Origin of the sequence: Gillisia hiemivivida (assembly GCF_007997295.1) — a bacterium.
Classification (GTDB): domain Bacteria; phylum Bacteroidota; class Bacteroidia; order Flavobacteriales; family Flavobacteriaceae; genus Gillisia; species Gillisia hiemivivida.
Genome location: NZ_VORY01000020.1, coordinates 43,852 through 67,345, shown reverse-complemented (window position 1 = coordinate 67,345; position 23,494 = coordinate 43,852). Strand labels below are relative to the sequence as shown.

Below are 23,494 nucleotides of genomic sequence, written 5' to 3'. Positions count from 1 at the left end.
AATCATATGTCAAAACCTACGCTAGATAATTTTTTTTATCACGGGTCTCAGGATGACAAGGTGTTTTAGTTTGTCATTCCGAAGAATTGAGAAATCTCGAGTTAAGATATTCTTTATTTCATTGAGACCCTTCGCTTTGCTTAGGAATACAAGGTGTTTTAGATTGTCATTCCGAAGAATTGAGGAATCTCGAGTTTAAGATAATTTTTATTTCATTGAGATCCTTCGCTACGCTCAGGATAACAATCGCGGTTTTTTGTGTCACCTTGTCCCGATGGTTATTGGGAGGAGTCGAGAGGTAATGTACTTCAATTATTCCTCTATCAATGTTTCATTAAACAGCTTTAAAATTCTCTTATATTCATCGGTCCAACTGCTAGGTTCTACAAAACCGTGACTTTCCACAGGATATAAAGCCATTTCCCAATTTTCTTTTTTCAACTCTATTAATCTCTGAGCCAATCTTACCACATCTTGAAAATGAACATTGGTATCTACCATTCCATGAGCGATCAAGAGATTGCCTTTAAAGCCTTCAGCAAAATAAATAGGGGAAGAACGTCTATATGCAATAGGATCTTCCATGGGCGTATTTAAAATATTAGAAGTATAGCCGTCATTATAATGCGCCCAATCTGTTACCGACCTCAATGCCGCCCCAGATTCAAAAGTGTCACTTTCATTGAACATTGCCATCAACGTGATGAATCCACCGTAACTCCCACCGTAGATTCCTATCTTGTCCTCATCAATTCCATGCTCTTCAACTAAAAACTTAGCCCCATCTACTTGATCAGACAAATCTTTTCCTCCCATATGTCTATAAATAGCGGTTCTCCAATCTCTTCCGTAGCCAGCACTTCCGCGATAATCCATGTCCAATACGGTGTATCCAAGATCTGTCAATAGATTATGAAACATATATTCTCTAAAATATGAAGACCACCAATTATGGGCATTCTGAAGATACCCTGCTCCATGAACAAAGATCACTGCAGCCCCATTTTTTACATCATCTTTTGGTTTATACAATCTGGCCGGAACCATTGCCCCATCTGTAGCTTTAACTTTTATTCTATTTGGTGTTCTCCAATTGTAAGCACTAAAAGCTTCTGATTGACCTTTAGTTAATTGAATAGCTTCAGTATTAGTACCCGTTTTTTTTAGATATAATTCCCAAGGCTGATTGCTGGAAGAGTATAAGATTGCCATCTGCTTTTCATCCGGGGAAAGAGTTACCTGATTATTTCCAGGCATTGTGGTTAATTGAGTCATTATACCACCCATTACTGGCATTTTATAAAAATGACGTTCTCCTGCATCAATTTCAGAAGTGGTTAAGAACCAGCTTTTTCCATCTTTAGATAACTGCGGATCGAAGACTTCATACTCTCCGGAAGTCAATGCTGTTTTCTTTCCGTTTTCTGTGTTTAATATATATAAATGGGAATAGCCTGTTTCTTCAGATTGAAAATAGATATGTTTATTATCTGGTAACCAACCAAGCGTCCCACCGCCATAAGAATATCCAATTCCAGGGCCATTTATCCAGGCCTCATCACGTTGTCTATCCAGACTTTTTAAAGTTCCGTTTTCTAGATCTAAAAGTGTGATCCATCGATCTTTATTATCGTGAGAGCGTACATTAACTAAGACTTTTTCACCATTATCAGAAAAATTGGCTCCCCATGCAATTACATCCCTAGGTTCTTTTTTCCATTCCTTATCTGGATAATCACTCACATAGTCTGGTAGATCTGAGATTCCCGGGAGATCATCAGATTTCACCAAATAAACAGTGTCCTTGACAAAATTATAAATAGCCAATTCCACCTTTGTTATATCATCTCCTACCTTAGATCTTGCATTAAGGTCTACGGTATAACCCGAGGCATCCACATAATTGGGTACTATAGTGTTCTTATTATCTGCTCTGGTTATTAGATTGAAAGTGGCATATTTGGCATTTGGTGATAGTTGTAAATTAGAAACAGATCTTTCTCCGGTGTAAAAATTAAAATCCTCTTTTTTGATTTTGCTTTGATAAGCTTTACTGGAATCTTCTTTTTGTTTTCTTTCTAAAACTACGCCCATTAGGCTTAAATTATCCTCCTCTAGCCATTCTTCTTTTTTGGATAAATCTTTATCGTCTTTCGTTTTATCATCTCCATTTTTAATTGAAGTGAGTTTTTTCAGGCTTCCTTTTTTCAGATCGTAGAGGTATAAATTATCTTCTAATTCAAAAGAAATCAAATCTTCATTCTGTTGGAAATTCGGATTCGAAATAGATTCTCCTAAGGCTAATAATGTTTTTGTAGTCTTTTCTTTAGCTGAAAAGAGCATGAGATTTCCATCTTTAACAAAGATCTTTTGAGAGTGATCTTTGTTATAATCTCCGCGGGAAGAGATTTTATTTAATTGTTCCTCCAGAGAAACTTTTGCTATTGTTGCTTGTTGAGATAATTGAATCTTATAAATTGAATCTGAAGGATCCTTTTGAAGATTATAATCGAAATAGATCGTTTTGCTATCCTCGCTCCAATTAATATTTGAGGGGAAGGTTCCCATCCATGATGGATCTTGCATTATTTTTTCTACTGAAAGCTCACTGTTCTGAGCAATTCCTTGAAAAGATAGTAAAGAAACAAAGAAGAAGAAAAAGAGAAAATTGATCTTAATGCTATTAAAATGAAGGATTTTCATATAGTAAAGGCTAAAAGTTACTTGCTGAAAGAGCGAATAATGATTAAAAAAATTAGTTAGCAATATAATTAAAATTTTAGAGAGCCTTTGCCTTTATAATCTTGAGCTATTTGAGTTTGTTCTAGAGGAATTAGTTAAATTATAATGAGTATTTTTATCTATAAATAATAGCTGCCTGATGATAGATTTAAATAAATATATTCGCGAGATTCCAAATTTTCCTAAAGAAGGGATAAAATACAAGGATATTACTCCGCTCCTGCAAAGTCCAGAAGCAATAAAGGAATCTGTTGCTCAGTTTTTGGAACTTATAGGTGATGAGAAAATAGATAAAGTAGTAGGTATAGAGTCTCGCGGTTTTTTATTTGGAATGCTTTTGGCTGAAAAACTCAATGCAGGTTTTGTACCTATTAGAAAACCAGGAAAGTTGCCTGCCGAAACCTATTCTGAAGTATATGAATTAGAATACGGAAAAGACACCTTAGAAATTCATTGTGATGCTATTCAAAAAGGAGAGCGCATCATTTTACATGACGATGTTTTAGCTACAGGAGGTACAGCAAGAGCTGCATGTGATTTGGTTAAAAAAATGGGTGCAGAGATCGTACAGTGTAATTTTCTGGTTGAACTTACCTTTCTAAATGGTAGAAAAAAACTAAATTCTTATCCTGTAAAATCCTTGCTTAAATATTAATCCCTCATTGAAAGGCTACTTGCACGTGGCTCTGCTATGAATTTTTTAAAAAATTTTCAACCGAACCATAGAGACTTTCCTTTGGTGGCTTGCCTCGAACTTCGTGATTTAATCCAGTGCCTTTTTAGTTACCCAAAGCTTCCACCCAAATACTGCCAATTGTATTTTACTGGCTTTCTGGAGATCTAAGCGTTTTTTGGTATAACTAGGCAATACCTTTTGATTGATTTTAGACAGTGTTTTAAAAAAGTGATTTTTCATAGAAGGTCGGTTGGTTTTCTCCAAAGATATTTAAAATCAGATAATTGAGGGTTGATGAAGCTATAAACTCTTAAAAATTTCAATCTTTAGTGAAAACGAAACATATTGCTTTCAATACCTTCAAAAGAGATCTCGACTTCAATTTAAGGAATTACTTAATCTTCTTTATTATTTTCCAAGGCTTGCTTAATATGGGCTAAATGATGATTGCAATGCCAAGCATATAATGCAATACTGTCTGAAAGGGATAAAGGCTGCGCTTTATCGGGATGAATATATTGTTTGCTAAGATCTGATGCATCCAAAGATTTTAATAGCACAGTCCATCTTGCATGCAAACCTTCAATAAGCTTTAAAGAAGTGGATATATCTGCCTCAGTAGCATCTGGTAATTCCGCCCATTTACTGTCATTAAAAGGTTTAATGGTTGGAAGTTCTTCAGTAAGGCATAATTTAAATCTTATAAAACTATTCATGTGGCTATCGGCACAGTGATGCACTACTTGCTTTATGGTCCAGCCGTCAGGCCTGTATCTATAATTTAACTCACTTGCAGAAAGGTAAGGCACCAATTTATTCAATCTATTCGGAAATTGTTCAATATCTGTGACCCAGGTTTTTATATCTCCTTCGGAAATAGTTTCGGGTTTAACGAATTTTCCGATTGGATATTTTAGATCTTTTAAATTTTGAGATTGCATATTATATCAATTATTTACCTAAGATAGTTAGAAGTTGAATTCTATTTCTTTTCCTTTAAGATTACTTCTATAACCCCATTTTCTGCCTTTTTTCCATATTTTTTTATTGCGCTCTGATCCTTTAGAACATTCATGCTTTCAATAGCAGAAGCACTTATTTCATCAAGATCAAAGCTTTCTTCTTTTATTATACCATCTATAATTATGAGTGGGCGTTTATCACCAGACCTGATATAAAAGCTTTTAGAATTTGGAATATTGGAAGCATTAATGTTAATGACACTGTCCAGTTTTACCATCTTATAGTTTTTTCTGTTGCTTACCGAATCGTTGGAAATTATGGTAATTTTATTGCCATTAGAAGTACGGGTATTTACAATTGAATCTTTCCTATTAATTATTGTGGTCGAGCTTGAGATATTTCCTATGGGATAATAATCTCGTTTCCCTATAGCTCGTTCTGCCCATTTAGAGTTGTCGTTTTTGGAAAACTTATCCATATTATATACCTGTACTCCCTGTCCCGCCACATATCTTGACATTTTGTTCCCGGCTTTTTTTGAGGTAATTAAAACCAATCCGTCTTTTGCTTTTTTGCCATAAATTTTTACAGGATCTTCTCCCGATACCAAACTAATGCGAGCTATCTCATTAGGATCTATATCTTTAATATTTATGCTTACTTTTTGCATCTTTCCATCGATAAAAATTAGTGGATTTCCTTGAGCTTTAGCAGCAGTAATTTGTTCGGAATTTTCTGAGGGAGTATTAGTTTCGAACTCTACTGATGCAACACTAACTTTGGAACCTATTTTCCATGGTTTTCCAGCTTCTCCAACTTTTTTGGAGGATTTTGATTTGCTGGCCCTTAAATGTATTAGTACCGGTTTGGAGTTTTCTTTAATTTCTATAAAGTTCATCTCAACTTCCGGGTTCTCTTTATCGATGCGCTCTAGTTCTTCTTTAAAATCATCTATAATTTTTCCTTCAGCTACGATTATTACCCCATCGCTAGCTTTAGATCCAAACTTCTTTAAAGCGTCTTTTCGTTTTAGGACATCTATTCTATTTTTGGTGGCAATTGTTTTTCCATCTAAATCTGAGGTAGAATATTCTTTATTATTAATAATATAAATAGGGTTTTCACCAATTTCTTTTAGTAGAGAAGTATCATTTTTGTGAATATTTTCTTCAGGGGAGATATCTCTAAATCCTGTCTTTCCATTTTTAATCACATAAATTTCGAAAGGTTCAATTCCATTAGAATCATTTCTATTTAAAACACCTGTTTCTCCAGTATTTAAATTTTTGAATTTTACTTCAATAGCTGTGATTGTTTTTCCATTTGAGGAATATTCAATATTATTAAAATATAATTCCACATCCCATTTCAGGAAAATTGATTTAAATTTTTCTAAGCTTTCATTAGTAGCCGTATTAACGACTGTCACAGATAAGGATTCTTGTTGAACAATTGGTTCTGTGATTTTAGAATAGTTACTTTCAATATATTTAGTAGTTGTCTTTACATTAAAAGACATAATGAAAATTGCTATTAATGGTAAGATTAATTGATATTTCCAAGCATTTCTAGAGGAGGAGTTTTTCTTGTTTAACATAAGTATTCTTTTTTTGATAAAGGATTGATAAAAATGGTTGACTAAAGCAGGTTGATTATTGTTTGTGGATACTTTTACCAGCACATGCTGATAGTGTTGTATGCATTCTGAAGCTTGTGCCGTTTCATGGTCGGCAATAAACTCCAGATTTTGCTCTATGATCTTTTTATAAAACCAGCTTATTGGGTTAAACCAAAGAACTACGGTAATAAGATGAGATAACAATATATCCACAGAATGGCATTGGCTGGCATGCACCTTTTCATGAGTTAGCATCAGCTGAAGATCATCCTCATTTATATCCTTAGGATTTATAAAAATATAATTGAAAAAGGAAAATGGACCGGAAATGTTGGAAGTTTCAATTACAGTATATTTTCCTTGTTTTATACTTTTATTTTTGTTTATCATCTTAACCAAAAGAGCTACTCTAAAAGCTAATTGAATTAAGAAAATGGCACTTATTAAAAGGTAAATAAGACCAAATATCTGCCACCAGTTAGTTTCTATAGCTGTTTCTGGAATAGTATTGAGTTCAGAAAGAATGACTCCTTCAGTATAAGCGATATTGGGTGCATTTATAAGCACCATTTTTGTAAAATATACGGCTGGTAGAATCAGCGAGGCTAAAATCCCTCCAATTAAAAACTTTCTATTGGCAGTAAATGAAGTATCATTTTTTAATAGTAGGATATAGACAACGTAAAAAATACTTAGCAGTCCTGCACTCTTTAATAGGTAGATTAATAAACTTTCCATTATTTTTTTCTTTTTTCTATAATATCTAAGATCTCCCTCAACTCTTCAGCAGAGATCTTTTCTTCCTTGGCAAAAAATGAAACCATGCTTTTATATGAATTGTCGAAGAATTTTTTGGTGGCCGTATTCATAAATTGCTTCCGGTAGGTTTCCTTACTAACAGCAGGATAATATTGATGGGTTTTTCCAAAGGCTTTATGAGATACAAAGCCTTTTTCTTCAAGATTTCTTATTATAGTAGAAACAGTGTTGTAATGTAAATTCTCTTCCGTTAATTCTGCCTGTACCTCTTTTACGAAGGCTTTCTCTAAATTCCACAAAATGTGCATGATCTCTTCTTCCTTATTTGTGAGTTTCTCCATTATTTCTGATTTATAATTTAACTGCTTTCAAATATAACTACAAAAATAGTTATGAACCTAATTTTATAGTTTAAAAATGAATTTATGCTTCAAGCGTAACTTTTTTTATCTTCGCATTAAAATAAATTAGATGAGTATACTTTACATATTAATTGGCTTTGTTTTATTGGTTGTGGGAGGGGAGTTTTTGGTGAGATCATCGGTTGCAATTTCCTTTAAATTCAATATATCTAAGATGATCATTGGGTTAACAGTGGTTTCTTTTGCCACCTCGTTACCAGAATTATTGGTGAGTTTGCAAGCGGCATTAAGTGGTTACTCGGATATTGCTTTGGGAAATGTAATAGGGTCTAATATTGCAAATATTGGATTGGTGTTGGGAATTACGGCAATTATTTCTCCTTTAATAATAGACAAGGATTTCTATAAGTTTAATTGGCCAATAATGATGTTCTTCTCTTTTGCAATGTATTTCTTTCTTTATACAGGCGGAAATATATCTAGATTAGAGGGTGCTGCATTGTTTATCGGGATTATTATATATGTGCTGTTTTTGATTCAGCATGCTAGGAAAAATAGAATAATAGTGGAGGGTGTAGACGATGCTTTAAAGGTTGCCTCCGGGGTCAAGATCATAATATGGCTGTTAATTGGTGGAGTTGCACTTTATGCAGGATCGGAATTTTTGGTAAGTGGCGCTGTAGATTTGGCACAAAGGATAGGTGTGAGTGAACGTGTTATTTCAGTGAGTATAATTGCAATAGGAACCAGCGTTCCAGAATTGGCTGCTTCAGTTATTGCGGCATTAAAGCAAGAAAAAGCGATCTCCCTTGGAAATCTGGTGGGATCTAATATATTTAATATTGCTTCGGTTTTAGGGATCACTGCACTTATTCAGCCTATTTATTTAAAATCTGAAGAATTACTAACAAACGACATATTTTGGATGATCGGCTTTTCTTTTGTGTTGATTCCCTTAGCTTTTCTACCAGTAAAATTAAGGATCTCCAGATATAAAGGAATTATTCTTTTTGTTTCTTACGTTATATTTATTGGATTGGCTTTTGTGAATAAATAAGGGGTGAAATATTAATATAAGTTAAATTTATGTTTTTTGACCCTAAAATTTAGGGGGTGTATTCTATAAAAATGTATTTTTGCCGAGGTATTTAAAAAAATAACTCAATATGGCGATTTTAAGATTTCAGGCTTTAAAAGAAACTTTAAACAGAAAACCAGTTAAGATAGACGAGACCGATCGTAGATCTGAACTTTTTGGAAGAAATGTATTTAACGAGACAGTGATGAGGCAATTCCTTACAAAGGAAGCTTATCAGAGTGTTAAAGATGCAACACTTAAAGGAACCAAAATAAGTAGAGGTGTTGCAGATCATATTTCTACTGGAATGAAAGAATGGGCAATTTCTAAAGGAGTTACCCATTATACACACTGGTTTCAACCATTAACTGGTGCTACGGCAGAAAAGCACGATGCTTTTTTTGAAACTATAGGCGACGGACTTGCAATAGAAAAATTTGGAGGAACTCAATTAGTACAGCAAGAGCCAGATGCTTCTAGTTTTCCTCATGGAGGAATTAGAAACACTTTCGAAGCCAGAGGTTATACCGCCTGGGATCCTACTTCACCTGCATTTATTTATGGAACTACCTTATGTATCCCCACAGTTTATGTTTCTTACACGGGAGAAGCATTAGATTTTAAAACGCCTCTTTTAAGAGCTTTACAATCGGTAGATTCTGCTGCAACTGCAGTGTGCAAATATTTCGATAAAAATGTAACTAAAGTAATTGCGACCCTTGGATGGGAGCAAGAGTATTTCTTAATAGATTCAGCTTTATACGCATCTAGACCAGATCTACAACTTTCTGGAAGAACTTTGTTAGGACATTCTCCCGCAAAAGGACAGCAATTGGATGATCATTATTTTGGATCTATTCCTAGCAGAGCCTTGGCTTATATGAGGGATCTGGAAATAGAATGTATGTTATTGGGTATCCCGGTAAAAACAAGACATAACGAGGTTGCTCCAAATCAGTTTGAATTAGCTCCTATCTTTGAAGAAGCTAACCTTGCTGTAGACCATAATTCATTGCTTATGGATGTTATGGATAGAGTTGGAGAAAGACATAATTTTAAAGTGCTTTTTCATGAAAAACCATTTGCGGGAATCAACGGAAGTGGAAAACATAATAACTGGTCTTTAAGTACAGACACTGGAATTAACTTGTTGAGCCCAGGAAGTACTCCAATGAAAAACCTTCAGTTTTTAGCATTTTTTGTAAATACCATAAAAGCGGTTCATGATCATGAAGAATTGTTAAGAGCTACTATTGCAAGTGCTTCTAACGATCATAGATTAGGAGCTAACGAAGCGCCACCAGCAATTATTTCAGCATTTATTGGAACTCAATTAACAGAAGTTTTAAATGAGCTAGAGAAAGTTACCGATGGGAAATTATCTCCACAGGAAAAAACTGACCTTAAATTAAACGTTGTTGGTAAGATTCCTGAAATTTTGTTAGACAATACCGATAGAAACAGAACTTCTCCTTTTGCCTTTACAGGTAACAAATTTGAGTTTAGAGCGGTAGGTTCTACAGCAAACTGTGCAAATCCTATGACTGTTTTAAATACCATAGTAGCAAAGCAACTTAAGGAATTTAAGAAAAGTGTAGATGCATTGGTGAAGGACAAGAAGATGAAGAAGGACGATGCAATCTTTAACGTATTAAGAGACTACATTAAAAAATCTAAGAAAATCAGATTTGAAGGGGATGGATATGGAGAAGCATGGCAGCAAGAAGCGAAAAAACGTGGTTTAAGTAACAACAAAACTACTCCTTTAGCTTTAAGAGCGAAAGTTTCTAAGCAGACTATCGATTTGTACAAGGAGATGAAAGTAATGAACAAGCGAGAAGTAGAAGCTCGTTATGAAATTGAATTGGAAGATTACTCCATGAGAATTCAAATTGAAGGGAGAATTTTGGGCGATATTGCTAGGAATCACGTAATTCCAACAGCTATTAGATATCAAAATGTATTAATTGAAAATGTTCGTGGATTAAAAGAGATTTTCGAGAAAGATTTCAAGAAGCATTCTAAAGAACAAATAGGAATTATTGAAGCAATCTCTGGGCATATTGAGCATATTAATGCCGATATAAACAAAATGGTAGATGCTCGTAAAAAAGCAAATATTATTGAAGATGCAGAGAAAAGAGCCGTTGCTTACTGCGATGAAGTAAAACCGTTTTTTGAAGAAATAAGATATCACTGTGATAAGCTAGAGTTGTTGGTAGACGATGAGACTTGGCCTTTAACAAAATACAGAGAGCTTTTATTTACTAGATAGATATAAGTCAATACATTTTTATAAAACCCACATCAAAGGATGTGGGTTTTCTTATTCAAAATTATATGTTATTCAGCTTTAGGAAATTATAAAATATTCAATCCTTTATTTCAAATGTTATAATAAAAAGAACCCTTTATAGTTTACGCATTATAAATTGATCATAATTAAATTTTTAACAAAACATTAACGCTTCGATTATTTGTAGTCTTAATTGTTCATTAACACTTTACGTTAAAAAAATAACACAAAAGGGGAATACCCCTTAAGATAATTCTTACAAATAGCAAAATTTTTTAAATAGACATTTGCTAAAATTTGTTAAATATATATATATAATGCATATTTGTATTGTCGAACATAGATAATGATGCATATTATTAACTATTTCGTGTTTATTTCGAAAAAAACGGATTTATAGTATTTTCAGAATTTGCAAATCTGAATTTTAACGATGTTCTTTCAAATTAACAATTTTCCACAACGGTTGCTCAAAAACTGTTAAGAAATTTAAGTGTTGAAGGAGTTGAGTTGAATTTTTACTAGATAGTATGAGTTGTAGATTTTTATAACTAATTACTATTTCCACTTATTACTTACCCCACCAATAATCCCTACACATTTTCCCCACAAATTATTTTTAATGTTTATGACGTGCTTAAAATTAAAGCACTCATAATTTAAGTTCAATTAATATTAACAATCAAATTTAAGTATTATGAAAAATGTAATTTTAAGTATTGCTGCCATGTTTTGTGGGGCAATGATGTTCGGGCAAACTCCTCTTCCAACTCAGGTAACACCAAACCCTTTGGCGCCAGCAGGGGCTAACGCGGCAGACGCAAATCAGACAGGACACGGTCAATTATTAAAAATTAAACAAATTGGTTATTTCAACTCAGCGAAAACTACTCAGGGTGATGGTACAGGTCATGGTATGAATGAAGCTGAAATTGATCAAAACTCTGGTTCGACTGGAGCAGGAAATGCAGGAGAAGTAAGACAACTTGGTACCGAAAATGAAGGTGCTATACAACAGAAGTCTTTTGATAATAATGCTAGGGTAGATCAAGGTCAGACCGACGATAGTAGCTCTGATAACAAAGCGAGGATTGAACAAGGGGATGTTCATGGGCCAAATGAAACTCTTGGAACAGGAAATATCGGTTATATTGCACAGGATGGGGATGATAACTCGGCAAAAACCATACAAACAAATGATAATAATGATGCCTGGACAGATCAGGATGGGAACCATAATCAGGCCCAGATTAGACAAACTTCAACTGATGCACCAATGAGTAGTGGAGGGGCTGATGAAGGGCAAACGGCTAAGGTAGTGCAACATGGTAATACCAATGCATCTTGGGTAGATCAGGATGGTCGTGGTGCCGGAAATGAGGCATATACTACTCAGGTTGGAGATAATAATATTGCAGTTCAAAAACAATTCTCTACCGTAGACTGGGCAAACCATGGTAATACAGCAATCATAGAACAAGGGCCAACTGGTCATGTGTCAAATAATGCTTATGCATCTCAGGATCAAGAGGGAATTAATCAAGAAGCTACTATTAAGCAATATAATGGAGATAGTGATTCCCAAAACAGAGCTAGACAATTTCAAAGAGGAAATGCCAATGAAGCGGATATTACTCAAACTATGGATAATAGTGGTCATGGTAAAAATTATGCCAACCAAGAACAGAATGGGATTTTAAACGATGCAGATTTAGTTCAGAATGGTAAAAACAATAAAGCCTATCAGCTTCAAGATGGAGATCGCAATACGGTAGATTCAGATCAAGATGGGAATGGAAACAAACTGAACACTTATCAGTTTGGTAACAATAACTATGCTTTGACTCAACAAAACCATGATAATAATGCAGCTTTAGTAGTTCAATATGATGGACAAAGTGCTGTTGTTTCTCAAAGCGGTTTTGAGAATAGCGCCAATATTTTTCAGGCTGGTCCTAATGGGGGGGGGCATGAAGTATTATTCTGTGTGTTCCCAGATTTTGGAGGTCATCCAGATTATCAAGATCCAGTACTTGATGTGCAACCAGTATGTCAAGATTGCGACTAATTTTTTAAAACTAAAATGGAGGGGGTCTCCCCTTCCATTTTTTTTATATCTAAAAAAAATGTTAAATTGGTTAGGTAATTATGAAAAAGACAGTAATAAATATAAATATTTTTTTGTTTTTGCTAATAGCGTTTAGCCAATTGGCAAATTCTCAAACGTATTTGAATGCAGGCACAGGTTCATCAGAAGAGCTTTTATTGAAAAATGATAATTTAACTCTGGCAGCACTTAATGGATTAGGTATTTTTAATAACCAAAATCTTAGAAATATAGAAATTACAGGGAATGAAGTATTCCTGACACAAATTGGAGATTTTAATCAAGCAGATATAAAAACAATTACAGCTTCTAGTGAAATTATAATAAATCAACTTGGCGCGAGTAATTGGGCAACAGTAGATTATGAAGTAAATACTGCAATTGCTAATTTTGTTCAAAACGGTGATTTTAACACTATTCATGATTATGTTATTAGTCCGGAAGCAGATATTTCTTTAGAGCTTACGCAAGAAGGCAATGGTAAATATTTTGAAAGAAACGGTGTTAATGAACTTACAAAATCCTTAAAATTCAATCAAACCGATGCAACACCAATATTGATTATAAATAGTTATAAATGATTATTTTATAAATTATGATAGCCAGAATACTAAATAATAAAAAATTTGTCTTTGTGCTAGTTTTTGTTTTTTATAGCATCACTGGATTTTCTCAATTTTATAATAAGGAAGTTGTTGCCGATATAAAAGTAGAAGATAAAGGAGAGTTTTTAACTTTTAGTGCAACGGCAGAAAACATAACCGCAACCGATTATAATCTTAGATATGAATTCTCTTTAATTAAAAAGGATCCTAGCGATAATTCCTCGAGAACCAATCAAGGGAATCGGTTTTTTTTAGAAGGTTTTAAAAAAGAGATATTATCTAGTACCACAGTTAATAAAAGCGAAGAGGGAACAATCACTGTTCTCTTGTTGATCTATGATCAGGAAGATAAGCCAATAGGAAAGGATAGAATAGAGCTTGTAAACGATTTAGAATCTATTAAAGAGGTAATAGCTGAAGAGAAGGTAAATGCACCAGTATCTAATGAAGAAGCAAAACCTGAAGATGGATTTAAAATTAATGGGTTGGTAATTGAAAACACAATGACCAAAGTTGGTCGAGATTTTTTTAGAAACTTTTATTCAGAATTCTATAATAAGGAAATAGTTTCTCCTAAAAATATAGAAATAGATGAAATTCCTGGAAGAGGACGTGTAACTAGAATATCAGTAAAAATAGGACAGCAAGTCCTAATTAGTTTTTTTGCCAGACCTAATAAAGATTATTTAAAACAAATGGCGGCGGTGTCCATACAAAGAACAATTGCATATATCCAACAATTGGAAAAACAAGGAAATAACTTTAAATATTACTAATGAAGCTACAATTACTACTTTTTTCTTTTGTTCTGTTTTTTGGGGCTCAAGCAAAGGCGCAACAATTTAGTTATGAACCTACAAACCCTGCTTTTGGGGGTAATTATATAAATTATGGATGGCTCTTGAGTTCTGCGTCTGCCCAAAATTCTTTAAAAGCTCGAGTTGATCCAAGAGAAAAAGAATCAGAACTGGATAGATTAGGACAAGATATAAACAGGCAAATTCTTAGTCAGATTACGAGAACATTATTACAACAACAGCTGGAGAGATTTGGTTCTTTCGATCAAGAAGGTACTTTCACATATGGTACATTAACATTAGAGATTTATCGAACTCTTGAGGGTTTGGTGATAAATATACTCGATACGACCACAGGTGAGGAAACCCAAATTATTGTCCCAAATTAAAAAAACTTACTCCATGCATAAACTTTACAAAGTGCTTTCTTTTACAGGAATACTATGCCTTTACTCTTGTGGCACCTATTTCAATCAACCCTTTTCTGCAAGTCCTTCCAGAACGGGAGAATTTAGTGCTTCCTCCAAGAATTTATTGGACTTACCTCTAGCCTTAGACCCTGTTGAAGTTGCCGTATATAATTTTAGCGACCAAACCGGTCAATACAAGGCAATAGAAAATGGTTCTACTTTTAGTACGGCTGTTACCCAAGGAGGTACAACGATGTTAATAAAGGCTTTGGAAGACTCTGGTTGGTTTATCCCGATTGAAAGGGAAAGCCTTAGCAATCTATCTACAGAGAGAAATATAATTAGAAATACAAAACAGGAATATATTAAAAACCTCAATCCAAATGAGCCACCTCTACCTCCTCTTTTATATGCAGGTTTACTTTTAGAAGGTGGAATTATCTCTTACGATACAAATATTGTTACAGGTGGTCTTGGTGCTCGCTATTTTGGAATAGGAGGTTCCGCAAAATATAGACAGGATAGAATAACAGTTTACTTAAGAGCTGTTTCTACAAGTAATGGGGAGATTCTTAAAACAGTATATGTGTCTAAAACTATTCTTTCACAGGCATTAGATGCTAGTTTTTTTAGGTTTGTAAAATTTCAGCGATTGCTAGAGGCAGAAACAGGAATAACACAAAATGAACCTGTACAATTGGCTGTTAAAGACGCTATAGAGAAAGCGGTTCGCGATCTAATTATTGAAGGTGTAAAAGAAAAATATTGGTCGGCACAAGGAGGGGTTGAAGTAAATGAAAAACTAGTAGCAGATTACCAAGAGGAAAAATCGCTAGATGAAGCAACCGGTTTATACGAGCGTATCTTTGTTGATAGACCATATAAAAATAATTTCAGTTTTTCTGGAGGAATTTCCCTGATTGATGGGGATTATTCCGTAAACAACCCCGATTATTTAGCTAGAATAGAATACCAAAGAAGCCTGACATCTCATTTAAATTTAGGCGCCGCCTTAAGTATATTTAAATTGAATAACGAGAATTCATTTTCTGGTAGTTTTGCGAGCTTAGACCTAAACACTCAATTAGAATTGTTGCCCCGAGACGATTTTAGTCCCTATTTATATGGCGGTCCAGGAATAGCCGTAGAGTTAGGTGATCCGGAAATCGCAAGCGGTCAAGAAAACTTAAGTAGTACGTTTTTTAAGATACAATATGGGGTTGGATTACAGTATTTGATCTCTCCAAAATTTGGCTTTAAACTTTTTGCAGAACATAACATTTTATTAAATGATGAAATAGATAATCTGGTAAATGGAAAAAGAGATGATTATTATTTCAATATTGGAATTGGTTTTAATTACTATTTTGGTTTAACAACACCTAAAACTTCAATCGAATAATATGAAAAAGTGTATATACATATTGATAGCTGTAATTCTGGTTATGTTTGTTGGATGCAATGAAGATACCGTTGGGAACGATTTAACCGGCTCCATATCTGGTACGGTAACTAGTGAGAGTTCGGGTGAACCGATAGAGAATGTTGAGATTTCTACGAGTCCTGCATCTACTACGGTTCTAACTGATGAGAACGGTATGTTCATTTTGGAAAATGTGATAATAGACCAATATTCAGTAAAAGCTGAAAGCGAAGATTATGTAACAAAATTTGAATCTGTAACTGTAACTGCAGATATAACCTCAAATGTTATCTTTAAATTAGTTATTTCTTCTGCAAACAATAGACAGCCATCTGCTCCTGTTGCGATTACACCCTTAGATAATGCTGAAGTAACCGACTTAAATGTTGATTTCGCATGGAATTCAACCGATCCTGATGGGGATGAGCTTACTTATGAGCTTAAAATAAGAAATGATCGTAACGAAGAGGTTTTAGAATTCAGTAACATTCAGGATACTACTTATAACGTTTCAGATCTTAAATATGGGTATAAATATTTTTGGCAAGTAGCAGTTTCCGATAGTATAAATGAGCCTGTGCTTAGTCAGGTTTATTCATTTAAAATAACAGAGTTTCCAAATAACAGTTATTATTTTGTTAGAGAAATAGATAATAATAATGTGATTTTCTCCTCAAATGAAAAAGGAGTAGAGGTAAGATTAACAGATTTAAATAAGAATAGCTTTAGACCCAGAAAAAACAATTCTATAAATAGGATTGCATTTTTAAGAATTGTGGGTTCTACAACACAATTATTTACCATGAAACCCGATGGTTCAGACGTTTTTCAAGTTACTTCTAATATCCCAGTTAAGAGCATTAATAACGAACGTGTTGGTTATTCTTGGTCTAACGATGGGTCGTTCCTATTATATCCAAATTTAGATAAGCTATACAAAATTAGTGCTACTGGTGAAGGGAAAGAGATTATATATGATGCACCTATAGGACGCTTTATAATTAATACCACGGTAAGCGCAGATAATTCTGTAATTGTCTTGCATACTACAGATGTGAATGGGTACAACGCCGAAATTTTTACAATAGATTTTAATGGAAACAGAGAAAAGACAATTGTGAGCAATGTAATGGGAAGTCTAGGAGGTTTGGATATCGATGTAACTAATTCATTGGTGTTGTACACCCGGGATGTGTCTGGTTTTGAAAGTGATGAAGACAGGGAACTAAACACAAAAATGTTTATTTATAACCTTCAAAATGATACTGAGGTTAGTTTGAGCGGAGGTAAGGAGAATGGTACAAATGACACTGACCCAAGGTTTTCACCCGATGAAGCTGCGGTTATTTTCGTAAATGCATCCAATGCGCCAATGTCAATAAAAAATATTTATACGCTTCGTTTTGATGAGGATCTTAATCCGTTGGAAATAGATCGAATACTTTTAATTGAAAACGGTAAAATGCCCGATTGGGAATAAATAAGTAAACAAAAGAAGAATAAAAAAAAGCGACACCTTAAAGTGTCGCTTTTTTGGTTTTATTAGCAACGCTTTATATGTATCTTTGAAATCTCATAAAAAATTGCTCCATGAGTCAGGAAATTAGTAAAAGATATGCCGGAAGAGGTGTTTCTGCAGGAAAAGAAGATGTGCATAATGCTATTAAAAATGTAGATAAAGGCTTGTTCCCACAAGCATTCTGCAAAATTGTTCCAGATCATCTAACTGGCGATGATGATTACTGTCTTATTATGCATGCAGATGGCGCAGGAACTAAATCTTCTTTAGCCTATATGTATTGGAAAGAAACCGGAGATCTCTCTGTTTGGAAAGGGATAGCCCAAGATGCACTTATCATGAATATAGATGATCTTCTTTGCGTAGGTGCGGTAGATAACATTATGCTTTCCTCTACGATTGGAAGAAATAAAAACCTTATTCCCGGAGAAGTTATTTCAGCAATAATCAATGGAACCGAAGAATTGCTTAAAGATCTCAAAAGTTTTGGGGTGGAAATTCATTCCACTGGTGGTGAAACTGCAGATGTGGGAGACTTGGTGAGAACAATTATTGTAGATTCTACCGTTACTGCCAGAATGAAGAAAAGTGATGTAATAGATAATGCAAATATAAAACCCGGAGATGTGATCGTTGGATTGGCTTCTTTTGGACAAGCATCTTACGAAAAAGAATATAATGGAGGGATGGGAAGTAACGGACTTACTTCTGCAAGACATGATGTGTTCTCTAAGATTTTAGCTGAAAAATATCCAGAAAGTTTTGATAATAGTATCCCAGAAGAGCTTGTTTATTCAGGAACAAAATCGTTAACAGATGCCATTGAGAATTCTCCGATAGATGCCGGAAAACTAGTCCTTTCTCCAACAAGAACTTACGCGCCAATTATAAAGAAAATTTTATCCCAATACTCTAATAAGGATATCCACGGGATAGTGCATTGTAGTGGGGGAGCACAAACAAAGATCCTCCATTTTATAAATAACCTCAATATTGTAAAAGATAATTTGTTTGAAGCGCCTCCTTTGTTTAAGCTAATTCAAGAAGAAAGCAAAACAGATTGGAAGGAAATGTATCAAGTGTTCAATATGGGGCACCGAATGGAGCTCTACGTAAGTCCTGAAATTGCAGAAGATATTATTGCAATATCAAAGTCTTTTAATGTAGATGCAAAAATAATTGGAAGAGTAGAAGCTTCAGATAAAAAATCCTTGACTATAAAAAGTGAATTTGGGGAATTTAACTACTAATGTTTAATTGCTTCTTGGTTAATAGACTTTTTTTTGACTTACATTTAAAAATTAAAATTTTTAAGCACTCCAAAATTCAGCTTGGATATTTTTTATATATTCCTGATTAATTTATGAAGCCCTTCAAGTATTTTTTACCGATTTTCACTCTCGTTCTAATTATAGGTAATCTATTGGTGATGATATATTTAGACGATATGGTGAGTAGGTGGATGAGGTTGGCATCGATGTTTGCTTTTTTCTTGCTTTTTCTTTCACCATGGTACTATAATAAGCAGGGACTTCTTGTTTTTACCCTTCTCCTGATTTCAGATGTATTACTCATAAATTTTGAAAATCCATTTTTTAATGCGCTCATTTTCATAGTTCGTGCTTCTATCTTCCTAGCATTTATAGGATTAGTTTTAAATAGGTTAAAGCAGCTGCAAACCAACTTATTTCAGAAAATAGTCTTTACAATTGCAATAGGGCTCAATGTATTCTTGTTATACATGTTGGTAACAATGGTGTCTGCTAGCCCATCTTATACTTTTTACGATATTTTATTCTATTTCTATGGAATTTCAGTAATTATGAGTGTTTCGGCAGCAGTTTCTTTTAGTAATAGATATACAAATAGAGCTTCCATCTTTTTTTTAGGTACTGTTTTAAGTCTGGCTTTTTCAGACCTTGCTTATTTTATAGCTTACAATCTAAATTTGTCTGAATTCTTTTTAGCAGATATAACCTTTAATTTATTGGGAATTGCTTTTTTACTGAAATTCATGTTTTTAGAAAGATTAGAAAATAAAGAACCTACTAGTCATCTTGACAATCGAAACGATTAAAAATAATTAGGTTTAATAGAAGTCTATTTGTACTGGTGTTTGTGAGATGGCATATTAATTTATAAAAAACTATATTAAATTTTATATTTATGAATTTATCTATGGGATAATATTAATTTTACATCAAACTAGCCCCTTTTGCATTTCAATTAAATGAAGCACCTTAATATAATACTTATAGTAATTGGAGTGTTTCTTTTGGTAATAAACTTCTACACAATTTCTGAATATGGCTTGATTGAAAGCCGTTGGCTGCGAATTATAGGCGCTTCAATTTTCTTTATTGTCTTTACCATGGGAGCGAAGAAAAAAGAACCATTTCTCATAAATGCTTTTTTATTACTTCTCATCTCCGACTTTTTATTATTAAAATATGAAATTCCATGGATTAAAAAATTAACCTTTGGCTTAGTTGTTTTGGCATATTTATCACTTATAAAGCATATTAGGCCGTATGTGCGTAATCTTGAAACCAATATTTTTCAAAAGGGAGTATTTATAGGAATTTTAGGGATCAATATTATAATGCTATATTTATTAATAGATATGGTTGGTCCCAAATGGGACGATTCCTGGCATACTTATTTATTTTACCTTTATGGGATGTCCATGATAGTTATGGTTGTTCTGGGCTTTTCTTATAGTAACAGATATAGCAATAAATCTTCCTTCTATTTTCTGTGGGCAGTATTAGGCTTTGTAATATCGGATATATCAGGGTTTATGGCCTACTATTTAGGTGTTGAAGGATTTTATTATCCAGATAGATTATTTTATATAATTGGATTATTATGTTTGGTGAAATTCTCCAGAATGGATAAAAATAAAGAAATGCTACAGTCATACGGATTTCTTTAGCTGCGAATAGCTAGGTATTAATAGTTAGAGTTTGCGCCAATATTATTGGTGAAATTAATGTAAATTTGCACCGAAAAATCATTTGAAAATTTATGATTGAGAAGTTGAATATTGTGAAGCAACGCTTTGATGAGGTGAACGATCTTATCATTCAGCCTGATATAATATCAGATCAGAAGCGTTATGTGGAATTGAATAAGGAGTACAAGGATTTGAAGGCACTCATGGATGTGCGCGAAACTTATATTGAATTATCCGAAAATATTAAGGAATCTGAAGAGATTATTGCAGATGGTAGTGATCCTGAAATGTCAGAGATGGCAAAACTCCAAATGGAGGAAGCTAAAACTGAATTACCTAAGTTAGACGAAAAAATTAGGATAATGCTTGTGCCTAAGGATCCTGAAGATTCTAAAAATGTGGTGATGGAAATTCGCGCCGGTGCAGGTGGAGATGAAGCAAGTATCTTTGCAGGAGATCTTTATAAGATGTATAATAAATATGCTGATAGTCGCGGTTGGAAAGCAAATATTGTAGATTATAATGAAGGTACCAATGGAGGTTTTAAAGAGATGATCTTTGAGATTTCTGGAGAAGATGTTTATGGAACCTTAAAATTTGAAGCTGGAGTTCACCGTGTGCAACGTGTTCCTCAAACGGAAACTCAAGGGAGAGTGCATACTTCTGCTGCTACAGTCATGGTTTTGCCGGAAGCTGAAGAGTTTGATGTGGAGATTAACCCTAAAGAGGTAAGAGTAGATTTCTTTTGTTCTTCAGGGCCAGGAGGGCAATCTGTAAACACCACTTATTCTGCAGTTAGATTAACTCACATTCCAACCGGATTGGTTGCTCAATGTCAGGATCAAAAATCACAGCATAAGAATAAAGAAAAGGCATTTAGAGTTTTACGTTCTAGACTATATGAAATGGAACTTGCTAAGAAACTGGCGGCAGATTCGGCAAAACGTAACTCTATGGTTTCTAGTGGAGATAGAAGTGCGAAAATTAGAACTTATAACTATTCTCAGGGAAGGGTTACAGATCACAGGATAAATTTAACTTTATATGATCTTTCTAATATTATAAACGGAGATATTCAAAAAATTATAGACGAATTGCAATTGGTAGAAAATACCGAAAAGCTGAAGGAAAACAGCGATGCTTTTTAAATTTTAAAAATCAAGAACCTCTGAGCAAGCCCACTAGGTATAGATTTGGATAATAATTTTAAAATTTTGAGGCAAGCCTCGGGTAATTAAACCCTCAATGAGGGATTAAAATCCCGCTAATTGCGGGATTTTTTATATACTAGTTTCAGTAGAAAATATAAAACTGATTTTTCATGACCACTCAGGACCTTATAGCACAAATTCATAAAAAAAAGTCGTTCCTATGTATAGGTTTGGATACCGATCTGGATAAGATCCCGACCTATTTACTTACTGAAGAAGATCCAATATTTACATTCAATAAGGCTATAATAGATGCTACTCATCAATTTGCAGTAGCTTATAAAGCAAATACTGCTTTTTATGAAGCTCAGGGTAGAAAAGGCTGGAAATCTTTAGATAAAACCATAGATTATATAAATAAAAATCACCCCGAAATTTTTACGATCGCCGATGCTAAAAGAGGGGACATAGGGAATACGTCCAGTATGTACGCTAAAGCATTTTTTCATGAAATGGCTTTCGATGCAGTTACTGTTACCCCATATATGGGTAGAGATTCTGTAGAGCCGTTTTTAGAGTTTAGGGATAAACATACCATTTTACTAGCTCTCACTTCCAATGAAGGGGCATTCGATTTTCAGACCTTAAAATGTGATGGAACAGATTTGTATAAAAAAGTGTTGGAAACTTCCAAATCCTATAAAAATTCAGAGCAATTAATGTACGTGGTTGGCGCCACTAAAGCTGAATATCTTGCTGAAGTAAGAAAAATTGTTCCAGACAGTTTCCTTTTAGTTCCGGGAGTAGGAGCGCAAGGAGGTAGTTTGGAAGAAGTTTGTAAATATGGAATGAATAAAGATGTAGGTTTATTGATTAACTCTTCCAGAGCAATAATCTATGCTTCCCAAACTTCTAATTTTTCTGAAATTGCTGCTGCAAAAGCTGAAGTAATGCAAAGGGAAATGGCAAACCAAATGCGACTATTCTATCCTAAAAATCAAAGAGATGAAAATTAAGGATCAGTTAGATCGTGAAATTAATATCTCGAAACCGTTTAAACGCATAGTTTCTTTAGTTCCCAGTTTAACAGAATTGATAGTTGTTCTAGGTTTAGAAAATGAATTAGTGGGAGTCACTAAGTTTTGCGTGCATCCCAAAGATCTAAGGTCTAAAAAAGTTGTAGTTGGCGGTACTAAGAAAGTTCATTTAGATAAAATCAAAGATTTAGATCCAGATCTTATTTTATGCAATAAAGAGGAAAATACTCTGGAAATGGTAAAGGAATTGGAGAGTATTACTCAAGTTCATGTTTCTAATGTTATCACTTTCGAAGATTCTAAAGATCTAGTTAAAGATTACGGTGTTTTATTCAACACAACTGAAACTGCAACTAATTTAGTTTCTGAATTAATTAACCGAAAAAACCTTTTCAGAGAAAAATTAAATTCAAAAAAATTAAGAGTTGCTTATTTTATTTGGAGAAAGCCATGGATGGTTGTTGGGGGAAATACTTTTATAAACTCGATGTTGGAAATCAATGGATGGGAAAACATCTATAAAAATGCAGGCAGCAGATACCCAGAAACTAATTTAGAAAATTTAAAGGAACAAAAACCGGAGCTAATCTTATTGTCTTCGGAACCTTTTCCTTTTCAGCAAAAACATTTAGATGAAATTAGTGAGTTCTCGAATTCAAGAATTGAAATTGTAGATGGTGAATTTTTTAGTTGGTATGGATCTCGCCAATTAAAAGCATTTAAATATTTTCAAGAATTACAAAACTATTTGTCTACACCTTTATAATTCATTCTTTTTAACTGTGCCAAAATTTTCTTGGCTCTGGCATTTATCTTATCACTCTTTTCTTTATCTATTAAAGCAACCTTAAATGCTTTCTCCATTAGAGCTGTATATTTGTGGCATAAACGCTCCTCTTCAGTCTTAAATAGTGTAATTTCCATTATCATGTCAGGGTTATTGTACAAATGTACCTGCAATGACTATTAATTTATATTAAGTTGAGGTTAAAGTA

General features: G+C 33.8%; 21 protein-coding genes. 15 read left to right on the top strand and 6 right to left on the bottom strand.

Going from position 1 to position 23,494, the window contains the following annotated elements; genetic code table 11:
* Window positions 1–312 precede the first annotated feature (312 nt).
* A complete protein-coding gene (locus ES724_RS13690; RefSeq protein ID WP_146933829.1) occupies window positions 313–2,703 on the bottom strand; it encodes a S9 family peptidase in 2,391 nt (796 codons plus the stop codon).
* Window positions 2,704–2,884: 181 nt separating this feature from the next.
* Here ES724_RS13690 and ES724_RS13685 point away from each other — a divergent pair, with 181 nt between their 5' ends.
* Window positions 2,885–3,397, top strand: a complete 513-nt coding sequence (locus ES724_RS13685; protein WP_211362771.1) for an adenine phosphoribosyltransferase — start codon at window positions 2,885–2,887, stop codon at window positions 3,395–3,397.
* A 108-nt stretch (window positions 3,398–3,505) separates the two neighbouring features.
* Here the strand turns inward: ES724_RS13685 and ES724_RS13680 are convergent, their stop codons facing one another.
* The 4 genes from ES724_RS13680 to ES724_RS13665 form a co-directional block, all read right to left on the bottom strand.
* Window positions 3,506–3,658: a hypothetical protein gene (locus ES724_RS13680; RefSeq protein WP_026839551.1), complete on the bottom strand. Its 153-nt coding sequence runs from the start codon at window positions 3,656–3,658 to the stop codon at window positions 3,506–3,508.
* Window positions 3,659–3,813: 155 nt separating this feature from the next.
* The gene (locus tag ES724_RS13675; RefSeq protein ID WP_146933826.1) at window positions 3,814–4,359 is read right to left on the bottom strand and encodes a YfiT family bacillithiol transferase; all 546 of its coding nucleotides are present in this window, start codon (window positions 4,357–4,359) and stop codon (window positions 3,814–3,816) included.
* A gap of 41 nt (window positions 4,360–4,400) precedes the next feature.
* The gene (locus ES724_RS13670) at window positions 4,401–6,737 is read right to left on the bottom strand and encodes a M56 family metallopeptidase (RefSeq protein ID WP_146933824.1); all 2,337 of its coding nucleotides are present in this window, start codon (window positions 6,735–6,737) and stop codon (window positions 4,401–4,403) included.
* Window positions 6,737–7,099 (bottom strand): BlaI/MecI/CopY family transcriptional regulator, encoded by a 363-nt coding sequence (locus tag ES724_RS13665; RefSeq protein ID WP_146933823.1) that lies wholly within the window; start codon window positions 7,097–7,099, stop codon window positions 6,737–6,739. Before ES724_RS13665 ends, ES724_RS13670 begins: the two co-directional genes overlap by 1 nt.
* 130 nt (window positions 7,100–7,229) lie before the next feature.
* Between ES724_RS13665 and ES724_RS13660 the strand changes: the two genes are divergently transcribed.
* The 14 genes from ES724_RS13660 to ES724_RS13595 all read left to right on the top strand — a co-directional run bounded on the left by ES724_RS13660 (window position 7,230) and on the right by ES724_RS13595 (window position 23,265).
* Entirely contained in the window at window positions 7,230–8,177 is a 948-nt protein-coding gene (locus ES724_RS13660; protein WP_146933821.1) for a calcium/sodium antiporter, read from the top strand.
* Window positions 8,178–8,286: 109 nt separating this feature from the next.
* Entirely contained in the window at window positions 8,287–10,473 is a 2,187-nt protein-coding gene (locus tag ES724_RS13655; protein ID WP_146933819.1) for a glutamine synthetase III family protein, read from the top strand.
* Between the two features lie 718 nt (window positions 10,474–11,191).
* Window positions 11,192–12,562: a hypothetical protein gene (locus ES724_RS13650; protein ID WP_146933817.1), complete on the top strand. Its 1,371-nt coding sequence runs from the start codon at window positions 11,192–11,194 to the stop codon at window positions 12,560–12,562.
* An 80-nt stretch (window positions 12,563–12,642) separates the two neighbouring features.
* Complete coding sequence (locus tag ES724_RS13645) at window positions 12,643–13,182, top strand: hypothetical protein (protein ID WP_146933815.1); 540 nt, start codon at window positions 12,643–12,645, stop codon at window positions 13,180–13,182.
* A 53-nt stretch (window positions 13,183–13,235) separates the two neighbouring features.
* Complete coding sequence (locus ES724_RS13640; RefSeq protein WP_170249900.1) at window positions 13,236–13,982, top strand: CsgE family curli-type amyloid fiber assembly protein; 747 nt, start codon at window positions 13,236–13,238, stop codon at window positions 13,980–13,982.
* Entirely contained in the window at window positions 13,982–14,392 is a 411-nt protein-coding gene (locus ES724_RS13635; protein WP_146933811.1) for a curli assembly protein CsgF, read from the top strand. The genes ES724_RS13640 and ES724_RS13635 overlap by 1 nt, the downstream gene beginning before the upstream one ends.
* Window positions 14,393–14,405: 13 nt before the next feature.
* Window positions 14,406–15,815 (top strand): CsgG/HfaB family protein, encoded by a 1,410-nt coding sequence (locus tag ES724_RS13630; RefSeq protein ID WP_146933809.1) that lies wholly within the window; start codon window positions 14,406–14,408, stop codon window positions 15,813–15,815.
* A gap of 1 nt (window position 15,816) precedes the next feature.
* On the top strand, window positions 15,817–17,316 hold the full coding sequence (locus ES724_RS13625) for a carboxypeptidase-like regulatory domain-containing protein (protein ID WP_146933807.1): 1,500 nt from the start codon (window positions 15,817–15,819) through the stop codon (window positions 17,314–17,316).
* Between the two features lie 110 nt (window positions 17,317–17,426).
* Window positions 17,427–18,605 (top strand): AIR synthase related protein, encoded by a 1,179-nt coding sequence (locus tag ES724_RS13620; protein ID WP_146933805.1) that lies wholly within the window; start codon window positions 17,427–17,429, stop codon window positions 18,603–18,605.
* Between the two features lie 179 nt (window positions 18,606–18,784).
* Window positions 18,785–19,432 (top strand): hypothetical protein, encoded by a 648-nt coding sequence (locus ES724_RS13615; protein WP_146933803.1) that lies wholly within the window; start codon window positions 18,785–18,787, stop codon window positions 19,430–19,432.
* A gap of 153 nt (window positions 19,433–19,585) precedes the next feature.
* Window positions 19,586–20,290 carry a hypothetical protein gene (locus tag ES724_RS13610; protein ID WP_146933801.1) on the top strand — a complete coding sequence of 235 codons (705 nt, stop codon included), beginning with the start codon at window positions 19,586–19,588 and terminating at the stop codon, window positions 20,288–20,290.
* 92 nt (window positions 20,291–20,382) lie between these two features.
* Window positions 20,383–21,459 (top strand): peptide chain release factor 1, encoded by a 1,077-nt coding sequence (gene prfA / locus ES724_RS13605; RefSeq protein WP_146933799.1) that lies wholly within the window; start codon window positions 20,383–20,385, stop codon window positions 21,457–21,459.
* 173 nt (window positions 21,460–21,632) lie between these two features.
* Entirely contained in the window at window positions 21,633–22,478 is an 846-nt protein-coding gene (gene pyrF, locus ES724_RS13600) for an orotidine-5'-phosphate decarboxylase (RefSeq protein WP_146933798.1), read from the top strand.
* Window positions 22,468–23,265: a helical backbone metal receptor gene (locus ES724_RS13595; protein WP_211362770.1), complete on the top strand. Its 798-nt coding sequence runs from the start codon at window positions 22,468–22,470 to the stop codon at window positions 23,263–23,265. The genes pyrF and ES724_RS13595 overlap by 11 nt, the downstream gene beginning before the upstream one ends.
* Here the strand turns inward: ES724_RS13595 and ES724_RS13590 are convergent.
* Complete coding sequence (locus ES724_RS13590) at window positions 23,244–23,423, bottom strand: Lacal_2735 family protein (protein ID WP_146933796.1); 180 nt, start codon at window positions 23,421–23,423, stop codon at window positions 23,244–23,246. The genes ES724_RS13595 and ES724_RS13590 overlap by 22 nt on opposite strands.
* Window positions 23,424–23,494 lie beyond the last annotated feature (71 nt).